General features: G+C 43.2%; 9 protein-coding genes. 7 read left to right on the top strand and 2 right to left on the bottom strand.

Going from position 1 to position 12,028, the window contains the following annotated elements; all coding sequences use genetic code 11:
• The first annotated feature begins 59 nt into the window (after positions 1 to 59).
• A complete protein-coding gene (locus tag M9196_RS10240) occupies positions 60 to 1,643 on the top strand; it encodes an SIR2 family protein (RefSeq protein ID WP_250617445.1) in 1,584 nt (527 codons plus the stop codon).
• Between the two features lie 588 nt (positions 1,644 to 2,231).
• On the opposite strand, the gene M9196_RS10245 is transcribed toward M9196_RS10240, so the two are convergent.
• Both M9196_RS10245 and M9196_RS10250 read right to left on the bottom strand, forming a co-directional pair.
• Positions 2,232 to 3,488, bottom strand: coding sequence for a DNA sulfur modification protein DndB (locus tag M9196_RS10245; protein ID WP_250617446.1), 1,257 nt, complete (start codon positions 3,486 to 3,488; stop codon positions 2,232 to 2,234).
• 9 nt (positions 3,489 to 3,497) lie between these two features.
• Entirely contained in the window at positions 3,498 to 3,971 is a 474-nt protein-coding gene (locus M9196_RS10250; RefSeq protein ID WP_250617447.1) for a hypothetical protein, read from the bottom strand.
• Positions 3,972 to 5,061: 1,090 nt separating this feature from the next.
• Between M9196_RS10250 and csrD the strand changes: the two genes are divergently transcribed.
• The 6 genes from csrD (at position 5,062) to rng (ending at position 12,027) form a co-directional block, all read left to right on the top strand.
• A complete protein-coding gene (gene csrD, locus M9196_RS10255; RefSeq protein WP_250617448.1) occupies positions 5,062 to 7,053 on the top strand; it encodes an RNase E specificity factor CsrD in 1,992 nt (663 codons plus the stop codon).
• Positions 7,054 to 7,465: 412 nt separating this feature from the next.
• Positions 7,466 to 8,509 carry a rod shape-determining protein gene (locus tag M9196_RS10260; RefSeq protein WP_250617449.1) on the top strand — a complete coding sequence of 348 codons (1,044 nt, stop codon included), beginning with the start codon at positions 7,466 to 7,468 and terminating at the stop codon, positions 8,507 to 8,509.
• A 61-nt stretch (positions 8,510 to 8,570) separates the two neighbouring features.
• Entirely contained in the window at positions 8,571 to 9,434 is an 864-nt protein-coding gene (gene mreC / locus M9196_RS10265) for a rod shape-determining protein MreC (RefSeq protein WP_250617450.1), read from the top strand.
• A 16-nt stretch (positions 9,435 to 9,450) separates the two neighbouring features.
• Complete coding sequence (mreD, locus tag M9196_RS10270) at positions 9,451 to 9,939, top strand: rod shape-determining protein MreD (protein ID WP_250617451.1); 489 nt, start codon at positions 9,451 to 9,453, stop codon at positions 9,937 to 9,939.
• The gene (locus tag M9196_RS10275) at positions 9,929 to 10,540 is read left to right on the top strand and encodes a Maf family protein (RefSeq protein WP_250617452.1); all 612 of its coding nucleotides are present in this window, start codon (positions 9,929 to 9,931) and stop codon (positions 10,538 to 10,540) included. Before mreD ends, M9196_RS10275 begins: the two co-directional genes overlap by 11 nt.
• A 17-nt stretch (positions 10,541 to 10,557) precedes the next feature.
• On the top strand, positions 10,558 to 12,027 hold the full coding sequence (gene rng / locus M9196_RS10280) for a ribonuclease G (protein WP_250617453.1): 1,470 nt from the start codon (positions 10,558 to 10,560) through the stop codon (positions 12,025 to 12,027).
• Position 12,028 lies beyond the last annotated feature (1 nt).

Below are 12,028 nucleotides of genomic sequence, written 5' to 3' on the forward strand. Positions count from 1 at the left end.
TGCAGTTTTTCACCTGTCGTTGTGATACTCTTATTTTTGACTGAGCTAGGAGTATCATCATGACTTTTAAGCAAAAACTAGAAAAACATTTTGAGCAATTTGAGGCTTCGCCAATACTCTTTGTTGGTTCTGGTGTTTCTCGACGCTACATGGGGGTGAATTGTTGGGAAGGGCTCCTGAAGCAATTTGCCGAAGCTATTGGGGAAAGCCACGTAAAATTGAGAACAAGAGCCAATGGTGACTGGACTCAATACGCGCAGCTATTGGCTGCCACTTATGCTGAGAAGTGGTGGGATACAGCAGAAGCAAAGGCTATTGTCGAACAACAAGAAGAGCTTTTTCGTGATGAACAATCGCCACTTAAAGTGTCGATTTCTAAGTTTATTGAGTCAGTGCATGAAAACATCGTCGATGATGAAGATCTTCAGTATGAAATTCAGTTGCTCTCGAAGGCAAATGTCGACGGTATCATCACAACTAACTGGGATCAGTTCTTAGAGACCCAATTTCCTAAATTTACCCCTTTCATAGGTCAAGACGGCTTGATTACAGGTCGTAGTCATGGCATTGCTGAAATCTATAAAATTCATGGCTGTTGCTCTGAGCCAAACTCATTGATATTGACATCCAGCGATTATGATAAATATCGCAAGAAGAATCCGTATCTTTCTTCGAAACTGTTGACGATGTTTATTGAGAGACCAGTCATCTTCTTGGGCTATTCTCTAACTGATCAGCACATAGCTGAAATTTTAGAAGATATTGTCAGCTGCTTTCCAAATGCGAGCCTAGACTTCCTTCAGAACAAGCTATTGTTTGTAGAATGGAAACCAGAGTTACCTGAAGCAGATATTAGCGATTCCGTTATACATAAAAAGATACCAGTCAAATATGTCCAAGCGCCATCATATAAAGAGATCTTTGAGGTATTATGCGAAACGAAAAAGCGGATTCCTGCTCATTTGTTCAGAACGATTAAAGATGAACTCTATGAGCTAGTGCTAACCGATGACCCCAAAGGCAAATTGTACGTAAGAGACTCTGAAAAAGTTGAGGAAGATGTCAATACAACGGAGTTTGTTGTTGGATATGGCGCTATCTCAATGGTTAAGAAATCAGAGTCTATGGCTGCAAAAGGCTTGGTTGGGCTAGAAAGAGTCGACTTGATTCGTGAAATCGTCTTTGAAAACGGTGACTACGACTGGGTTCAAGTCGTTAATGGTGCGCTCCCTAAGATATGCAAAGGTAATAGTCGAATCCCAGTTTTTCACTTCTTAAAACAAGCTGGACTGCTAGAAATTAATGGAGATTTAAAGGCTGGAGTGGAACTAGTAGATGGTGTGTTATGCCGATTTGACATCAACCCAGAAAACTTTCAATCGCAAGGGGGAGACAAACAGCGCTCTGAAAATATCTCCGAAATTAAAGTTGGGGTAAATGAGCTCTACATCGCCCATGAGTTTGGTTTGTTCTTAAGAATGATGCCCTATATGGACACTGGTTTGATTAAAAGAGATCTTGATGAATTATTGAAGATACTGAAAAAGCATATTGATAACGCAATGAGTGTTCCAAGCTTGTCCAGTAATTTCTGTAAGCTGGTTTGCCTCTACGACTTCGTGAAAAACAGTAATCGCTTTTAATCCCCCCCAATTTTATCCCAAGAGAGCTTTGAGAGGTGAGTTGTCAGTTACGTAGAGGCTGACAACCCATAGGCGATGAGAGCCTTGAGTCTGCCTCATATAAGTTAGGGCTTAACAAACTAGCTGGTGTCCGACATGGTAGGTGGAGTTATGAATCTCAAGCCTTTTAAAATATCACCTAGTATGGTATCACAATGAGAAAACTCACAAGAGGAGTTAAAGATTTGACGACTATTTCTCATTAAATTCAAAGGTTTGGCTGGGCGGCTTGTCAGGGTGAATTGTTCAAAGCACTTAGGAGAGCAGTCACTAATGACAAAGAAATTAACAGTCGCCCTTTAGATTCAAATCACTATCGGATGATATCTTTAAAAACAACCGTTACCAACCTGCGGCAACAATACAAGCGCAAAAACTAGTAGGGTACAGGTTTTGTACTGCAATGCACCTCATAGGCATATAAAACTGAACCTCAACCAGCATGAGGTTGCGCTGATTGAGGTATTCGTTTTCAAGTTGCATTGAACTGGGCTAAGTTCAATGAATATCGAACATTGACATGCCGCTTAAGATGATAAATTAATCCAATTAGTTAATCATATCTTGGTTGCCAGATAAACCGATCTTGGAGCATAGGTATGCAGCTAACCCCTCTCTGAACGTTCTACCCCCTCCGGTGTTGTTTGAATACCCAAGTTTTTTCATGGACATAACTTGACAGTTCTCCCAGTGTTTGCCAAATCTGCCATAGTCTAACCGACTCAGTGTCAGGGCAGACGATTTTAGGATTTCTATTAGCTCATCATCATTTTTATTAGCATGAGCTTTACAAATCGAATAGTAAACAAGCCCCATGGCCTGTAAGAGCGATGAGTTGGTTTGATAACCATTGCGTTCCTGACCAAATGTATCCCCCTGAGCATCTACCCAAGTTGTGAGGAAGGTGTTGATTTTTAGACGATGGTTGTCGATAAGTTGCGAATCGATTTCTCGCCCATCAGGCAATTGTCGGGCTTGCGCATTTTTTACCTGTAGTTGGGCTCCTCCCAATGCACCCTGTATCAATCGAACAATTGCAGACAGCGTTACTATGTACTTGGACTTTGCGGTTACTGATGGTTTAGTTTCAGACATACCACCAAACTGCTCAAAGACGGGCAGTTCACCAATGTCACGAGCATAATTAACTAGTAGGTCTGCTTGTGATAGACGCATAGCGTGCTGCCCTTGAACCTTCTCTTGGTTGAAATTTATGTCAGAGAAAATTTGTCCAATATCACCTATACTCATTTCTTCTTTAAAGGCATGCAACACAAACGTTACTGCAAGATCTTTGTTGCGAATTAGGTCCTTGATTTTTTCTCTGACTTTGATTCTGCGTTTGTTTCCAGCCGAAAAATGTGCACCTCTCAGGCTGATTTTATTTGGATAATCACCAATAATGCGCATTATTGTGCTAATGCGACCTAGCCCGTCGACAAGAAATGTATCGACAGTTTTGAATTGAAGAAGATCAAATCCCAGTACATCCTCATTTCGTGTTAGTTGGTAGCGTCTTAGTGCGACTGTGACTGGTGGTACAAAACCCGCGACATCAATGTCATTTAGTAGATGTTTAGCTAGATAATCCTCGAAAGCATCTGCACGTTTTGTGCTAGTTACTCGCTGCACAAGACCGTAGAGTTTTTCTAATTCGGGAGGGAGGGCTTGCATTGAGCAGTAGTTTATTAGTGACGTTGCATCAACAAATGTTGAAGCCGCGTAAGTTTTGCACAATTCAGTTTGAGATGTCATGCAGTACAGCTGATTCATACCAGTGCCCTGATTTCTACGTATAACGTCCATTTGTGTACCTTAATAATTTCTAATTAGCATTTGAGTGTCAATTTCCTCACATACCTGTATCAATCCGGCGTGTTCTGTCACAACATTGAAGATGATCGATATCTCATCATTCAGATCACGGCCACGTTTCTTGACAGCAAATTCCACGTCTTTCAGTCCTCGCACATGACGAATATGTGACGGGGAAAAACTTAGTTCGCCAGACGTGTTATCAGACCAATGAAAAGCGAAGTCGCTCAGGCCTATGTAGATGACATTCTCTGGTTGAAAAAAGTCAGTATTTGAACGTTGAGAGAATGTTTTATTAAAGCTTTTCTCTCGGCGTTTTAACAGTGGACTTGTTAGGAAACAGTCAGGTAAAAAACCAATTAAATCGCCGATTCTAGCGAAAGAAGCAAGCTGACAATGGCATTCACGCGAGGGTTCCTTAGTACTCTCTGCACTGGTGTCAATCCCGAATAAATGTACGGTACCTTTTATCATAGCGACATGCCTATTGATGTATTTGTTGATTTGCCGGGCATTATAGTCATCTTAGTCGGCAGATCAATAAGAATCTGCCCGACGAGTTAATTTTTTTGCCCGGCAATATTTGCTTTGGTGCTTTTTTTAGTTTGGTTTATAAGTGAAGTTTTTGAATTTATTTGATTATTGCTGTGTCGGTAGGGTCGGCATGTTTTCGCTATAGACTGAGATGAGTGATTGAAATTTTCTGTAGGGGTTGCCTCTATTAGCTAATTAATTGAGTCTAAAAGGTCATATCATGGGTTATTCGGGGGGCGAACAGTCTCAAAAACGAGTATGCCCTCTATCCAATATAAATTCGTGAAAGATAGATTCTTCGCCTGAAGACGAGCTAAGAGTTTGTTTTGTCTGGTTCCGTAAGTTGCTGTTAGTAGATCTTGGTGATCACCATGAAATCGATCGTGGGGGAAGCTAGCCATCTCGACTATTTCCCAGATACTATCTTTCCAACAAACGGTGCTAACCATTCTGTAAAACCTCGCATCTGGCAGTTCAGTATAGACGCCGTCATAGAGGTCTGTTCGTGAATCATACAATGCCCATCCCATAATCAGCTCCGCTATTTTGCTAGATCTAGACTACTAGTTTAGACTACTAGTAGCTCACAGTTAGGCGGAAAACGCGGAAGCTTCTTTGGTTTTTTTGTAAAGAATTGGGTAGATTGAGGTCAATTCTTTACAGGAAACTTTACGTTCTTAAGTGATTTAGTGTTTAAATTCAATTTAAATAGACACTTAACTCTGTCGGTCGGTCAGTAAGGTCACCAGAACCATTTTAAATCGGCCGTTCTTGTGAGTAGTTATTCTACTTGCTGCTCGAATTAAAAAAACCGCGAGTAATCGCGGTTTTTTTCGTTTATTTAGAGTTAGAGCAATTATTAGAGTCTGGGCATTGGATGAAGCTTAACCCTGTTAAGTAAATTTGATATAACAATCAGTTAGCGTGCTCAGTTGTTTATCCAGGTTCCCAAGTGATAATTGATGGATAACGCGCATATTTCTCTTATGATTAAGAGAAGATAAATGGGTCAAAAAGGACTTGAACATTTATGAGACAAACTCCCACCCTTAAATTAAGCACTCGCTTGGTTGCCTTTGTAACTGTAATTGTACTCAGTGCGGTTTTTATTTTGTTTGTCGGTGGCACATTGTCGATAAAAAAAATGGGACAAGAGTACCTTAATCACCATTTGTCGGGCATTGTTAAAGTGATAGACAAAGAGCTTGAAGACCCTGATGCGGCTTACATGATGCAACGATGGATGCCAAAAATGCTGCAGGCAAGCAACATTATTGAGATGCAGCTTTCTTCATCTGCCGGCGTGGTTTATCGCTATAAAAATACCTCTCCTATGATTGATCGCACCATTATCTACCAAAAAACCTACACGTTAGAACGTAATAACGGCTACACCATTAGCTTTACCGCTCTGCCTCCTTACCTTGGGGTTCGCTATTCCATAGAGGCGATGTGGTCGGTGACGCTAGCATTTGGACTGATCGTCTTTTGTTTGATGCAAGGTGTGAAGTGGTTGAGACTGCAGCTAATTGGCTCTGAACTGCTAGAAGAGCGTGGTCGAATGATCTTAGGGGGACGCGTAGAGCAATACGCGAAGGGAGACTTACGGGAGTGGCCGTATACCGCGAGCGAAGCGCTCGATATTCTGATTGAAGAATTGCAAGATGCGAGACAAGAGCGCAGTCGCTTCGATACGTTTATTCGAACGCAAACGTTCCTTGATCCTTTGACTGGCAGTGCCAACAGGATGCTTTTCGACAGCAAGCTTGAGTCAGCACTGCTCGAAAGTGGCGCGCAAGGTGGTGTCATGCTGTTTCGTATCGAGGATTGGGATCAGGTGACTGAGCACAATAGTAAGGCGATTTCCGATGACTTCTTAATTGAGGTCGGTGAGGTATTGTCTAATGCGGTACAAAAATACCCTGACGCCATTTTCTCTCGTTACTTTGATGCCGACTTCGCGGTGTTTATTCCACACCAAAGTGCAAAAGATGTCGCGACGCTTGCTAATCAGTGTCTACGTCAGCTTGCCAAGGTGACGCCGCCTTTGCCTCTGGATGAAGACAATTGGTGCCATATAGGGGTTAGCATGTATGCGGAATCTGAGCGCCAAGGCCGAATTATGGAAGAGGCTGAGACGGCATTAAAAAGTGCCCAGCTTCAGAAGGCCAATAATTGGAGCCGTTACAGTAAACAAACACAAACAATGGATGAACGTGGCAGTGTGCGTTGGCGAACCTTATTCGATAAAGCGTTATTGCCGGAAAACTTACTGATCTTTTCTCAGCCTTGTTATCTCTATGAAAAAGGGAAAGATCTTCACATCCTGCATCGTGAATTATTTGCTCGAATTGAGGATCCTGAACGCGGTGTAGTGAAAGCATCACGTTTTCACTCTGCGCTTATTCAAGTTGGTTATGAATCCAACTTGGATCGCTCAGTCTTGAACAAAGTGATTCGTAACATCAAGCAAGGAAAAGCCATACTGCCAATTTCGATCAATTTATATGTGGTGCCATTTGCTCATAAACGCCACTTTAAATGGTTTAGAGATGAGCTGCTTCAGTTGCCTATCGCACAGAGACAACAGTTGGCGTTTGAGTTTTCAGAAGCGAAAGTCATCCAACATTTAGATTATATTCGTCCGGTCATTAGGATGCTGTCAGGATTGGGTTGTACCGTCATTATTGGTCAAGCTGGGCGCTCGATTGTGAGTACCCACTACATTAAAGACTTGAAGGTTGACTATTTAAAACTGCATCGTAGCTTAATTAAGAAAATTGATCAGCGTGATGAGAACCAACTGTTTGTCCGCAGTATGGTCGGTGCTTGTGGTGATTCGACGACGAAGGTTGTTGCCGTTGGCGTAGAAACGAAGAAAGAGTGGCATACTTTGATTGATCTTGGTGTCAGCGGTGGCCAGGGGCGTTATTTTGCCCCTGAGGTTCAGTTGTTACCAGAAGCAAGCAAGAGAGTGGCTGCAATTAAACCGGGTCGCCGAAACCGCTGGCGCAAGACATAACGACGTCGTGTTGTTAATGAGGTGTTTGGAGTATTCCTTCTGTGAATGAAAGTGCCTTCTTTTATGAGGGCACCTGTCTAACCTTTGGTGTACTCGTATCGTGTACTTGTATCAATAAACCATGATGAATTCGATGAGTACGCTTCGTGCGACTTTGTCTCCATTTTTCCCATGATGCGCTGTTTCTTGTGTTGTTGGAAAATCACTGTCGACTTAGAACGTCAGCCTTTTTCCCAATAAACGGGCCTGTCTAGTGACGAATTATTGTCAATTTTTTGCGTTAAGTAAGGAAACTGTAAGAAAATGAGGTTTTCAGCCCATGTTTCTGCTCCAATGCCTTGCTGATATGGCAAGGCATTGGTACATTTAGTGCAATTTTTGTCTTCTCATTCTTGCAGGACGAGCGAAGAATATGTTTAAAAAACTGCGTGGCATGTTTTCTAACGACCTATCGATAGATCTAGGTACTGCCAACACACTGATTTATGTAAAAGGCCAAGGTATTGTCCTAGACGAGCCTTCTGTAGTTGCTATCCGTCAAGATCGTGCTGGTTCGGCGAAAAGCGTGGCTGCAGTAGGACATGCTGCTAAGCAAATGCTAGGTCGTACTCCGGGTAACATTTCGGCTATTCGTCCAATGAAAGATGGCGTGATCGCTGACTTTTATGTGACTGAAAAAATGCTTCAGCACTTTATCAAGCAAGTGCATGACAATAGCGTATTAAAACCAAGCCCACGCGTATTGGTTTGTGTTCCTTGCGGTTCGACTCAAGTAGAGCGTCGTGCGATTCGTGAGTCAGCACTGGGTGCAGGTGCTCGTGAAGTGTATTTGATCGATGAGCCAATGGCAGCAGCAATTGGCGCAGGTCTTCGTGTTTCAGAACCAACGGGCTCAATGGTTATTGATATCGGTGGCGGTACAACTGAAGTCGCAGTGATTTCACTTAACGGTGTGGTTTACTCTTCATCGGTGCGAATCGGTGGTGACCGTTTCGATGAAGCGATTATTAATTATGTTCGTCGTAACTACGGCAGCTTAATTGGTGAAGCGACGGCTGAAAAAATTAAACATGAAATTGGCTCTGCTTATCCGGGTGATACGGTTGAAGAAATTGAAGTCCGCGGCCGTAACCTTGCTGAAGGTGTGCCACGTAGCTTTAGTCTAAACTCAAATGAGATTCTAGAGGCGCTTCAAGAGCCACTTACGGGTATCGTTTCCGCTGTCATGGTTGCGCTAGAGCAATGTCCACCAGAGCTTGCGTCTGACATTTCTGAGAACGGCATGGTATTGACGGGTGGCGGTGCACTGCTTCGCGATCTTGATCGCTTGATTACAGAAGAAACTGGTATTCCAGTGGTTATCGCTGAAGATCCACTAACGTGTGTGGCTCGTGGTGGCGGTAAAGCATTAGAAATGATCGACATGCACGGTGGCGATTTGTTTACTGAAGAATAATGGTTTCACTCTGGTGTTAGTGTGGCACTGAGACCAGAGTCCACATTAGGATAATGAGTACATGAAACCAATATTTGGTCGAGGTCCTTCCTTACAACTTCGCCTATTTCTTGCGGTATCCCTATCAGCCGGCTTAATGCTGGCTGATAGTCGTTTAGATACATTCTCTCAATTCCGTTACTTACTCAATAGTGCCGTTGCGCCCATTCAGTACACTGCTAACTTGCCTAGAAGCATGTTTGATGGCGTGTATGAGCGATTTAACACACGGCAGGGTCTAGCTGAGCAAAATATTAATCTTAAGCGAGAAGTCTTACGCTTAAAGAGCGATTTGATTTTGTTGGATCAGTATCGAGAAGAAAACCAACGATTTCGTGAATTATTGGGTTCATCGTTTGTCCGAGATGAAAAGAAAGTTGTGACTGAGGTCATGGCGGTCGACACCTCTCCTTATCGTCACCAAGTTGTGATTGATAAAGGTAGAATTGATGGTGTTTACGAAGGGCAGCCAGTGATTAACGAAAACGGCATTGTTGGGCAAGTAACATTCGTCGGCGCTCATAATAGCCGAATTATGCTGCTCACGGATTCAAATAGTGCTATTCCTGTTCAAGTTATCCGTAATGACATTCGTGTTATTGCATCCGGTAACGGCGCGATTGATGAAATCCAACTAGAACACATACCAACCAGCACTGACATTCAGCAAGATGATTTGCTTGTGACGTCGGGGTTAGGTGGCATTTACCCTGAAGGTTATCCGGTGGCGCATGTTAAACAAGTGCAGCGCGATAATCGTAGAGAGTTTGCTAGCATCATCGCAGAACCGGTGGTTGATTTTGACCGTTTGCGTTACTTATTGCTGATTTGGCCGAATCAAGATAGGCAGCAGCAAGAAGTGGAAGCGACGCTGAATGCGCAATAAGAGATAGAAATAGACTATGACTAATCGTGGATTCCGCAGTCAGCTAGTAATTGGATTTTCATTGCTGGTGGCACTTACCCTACAAACGATACCTTGGCCGGGCGTGCTCGATTTTATTCGACCGTCATGGTTGCTGTTAGTCATGTGTTATTGGGTGCTTGCATTACCGCATCGTATCAATGTGGGTACCGCATTGTTTGTTGGATTAGTGTGGGACCTACTTGTGGGGTCTACACTTGGTATTCGTGGCATGATGATGTCCATCATTGTTTATATGGTGGCACTCAATTTTCTTGTTTTAAGAAATATGGCGTTGTGGCAGCAGGCAACCGTGATTGGCTTACTGTCGATGGGGCTAGAGGTTGCAATATTTTTCGGCGAGTATTTGATCCAAGACGTGACTTTTAATCCGATGTCGCTGTGGAGTGGGCTGATTAACTGTATACTTTGGCCATGGCTGTTTATGTTACTGCGTCGCATTAGAAGGCATTGGCATGTCAGGTAAATCAGAAGAACATAACGTGATGAAATATAAGATAGTACTCGCTTCAACCTCGCCGCGACGTAAAGAACTGCTTGACCAGTTAGGCTATGAATTTTCAACCATCAGTCCTGATATTGAAGAGTTGAAAGGCGAACAAGAGAGCGCGGAAGCCTATGTTGAGCGTTTGTCGCTTGAAAAAGCACTGGCTGGCTTAAATGCCAGTGAAGGCGATGATAATAATGATGCTGTCGTGATTGGGTCGGATACCGTTGTTGTCCAAAACGGAAAGGTCCTAGAAAAGCCAGTCGACTTTGATGACGCGCAACGAATGTTGCAATTATTGGCGAATAATCAGCACCAAGTGATGACGGCGGTAAGTGTCGTATCTACAAACAAGCAAGCGTCTGTCGTTGTGAAGACGGACGTTTGGTTCAAACCACTAACTGACAATGAAATACAACAATACTGGTTAAGTGGTGAACCACAAGATAAAGCTGGCAGTTATGGAATTCAAGGACTCGGAGGGCGCTTTGTCTCTCGTATCGAAGGAAGCTACTACGCGGTAGTCGGATTGCCACTCTATGAAACTGACCAGCTCTTGCAAGAATTTATAAATAATTAAAAAATTGAGGTGCGCTCATGAGTGCAGAGCTGTTGATAAATGTGACTCCAAGTGAAACAAGAGTCGCAATGATTGAAGGTGGAATTCTTCAGGAAGTCCACATTGAACGCGAAGCCAAGCGTGGTATTGTCGGGAATATCTATAAAGGGAAAGTCAGCCGAGTATTGCCGGGGATGCAAGCTGCTTTTGTGGACATAGGGTTAGAAAAAGCCGCATTTTTACACGCTTCAGATATTGTTCCTCACACGGAATGCGTGGCTGAAAATGAAAAAAAACAGTTTCAAGTTAGAGATATTTCTGAGCTAGTCCGTCAAGGACAAGACATCGTTGTCCAGGTGGTGAAAGACCCACTAGGTACCAAGGGTGCTCGCTTAACAACGGATATCACTTTACCTTCTCGTTATCTCGTCTTTATGCCCGGCGCAAGCCATGTCGGTGTTTCTCAACGCATTGAAAGTGAAAAAGAAAGAAACCGACTCAAGCGAGTGGTAGCAGAGTATTGCGATGAGAATGGCGGCTTTATTATTCGTACTGCAGCAGAAGGTGCGAATGAAAAAGAACTGGCCCAAGACGCTCAATTTCTTAAGCGCTTATGGTTAAAAATCAATGAGCGACGCACCAAGTATAAAACACGCTCAACCTTATATGGTGAGCTTGGTTTAGCCCACCGAATCTTACGTGATTTTGTTGGCACTGAATTGACCCGCATTCAAGTCGACTCTCGCCTTATCTATGAAAGCCTGAAAGAGTTTACGCGTGAGTTTGTACCAGAGATGGAGTGTCTATTAGAGCTCTATGAAGGAGACAAGCCGATTTTTGACATGTACGACACGGAAAATGAAATTCAACGCTCCTTAGAGCGTAAGGTGAATCTCAAATCCGGTGGTTACTTGATCATTGATCAAACGGAAGCAATGACAACGGTTGATATCAATACCGGTGCCTTTGTTGGACGTCGAAATCTAGAAGAAACCATATTTAATACCAATGTAGAAGCAACCCAAGCGATCGCTCGGCAGTTAAGACTGCGCAATCTAGGCGGTATTATCATTATCGATTTTATCGACATGACGATTGAAGAGCATCGCCAGCGAGTGCTCACTTCACTTGATGCTGCCTTAGCTAAGGATCGAGTGAAAACAAACATCAATGGCTTTACTCAGCTTGGTTTAGTTGAGATGACACGTAAAAGAACTCGTGAAAGTATTGAACATGTACTCTGTAGTGGTTGTCCAACGTGTGAAAGCCGTGGTTCGGTGAAGACGGTAGAAACGGTTTGCTATGAAATCCTTCGTGAGATTACTCGTGTTAACCGAGCTTATGATGCTGACAAGTTTGTCGCTTACGCATCTCCAGCGGTTGCCGAAGCGCTAGAGGGGGATGAGTCCCATGCGTTGGCTGAACTTGAAGTCTTCATTGGTAAACAGGTTCGTATTCAAGCGGAACCTTTGTATATTCAAGAACAATTTGATGTTGTTATGATGTGAT

This window comes from Vibrio methylphosphonaticus, assembly GCF_023634655.1.
In the GTDB taxonomy this organism is placed as follows: domain Bacteria; phylum Pseudomonadota; class Gammaproteobacteria; order Enterobacterales; family Vibrionaceae; genus Vibrio; species Vibrio methylphosphonaticus.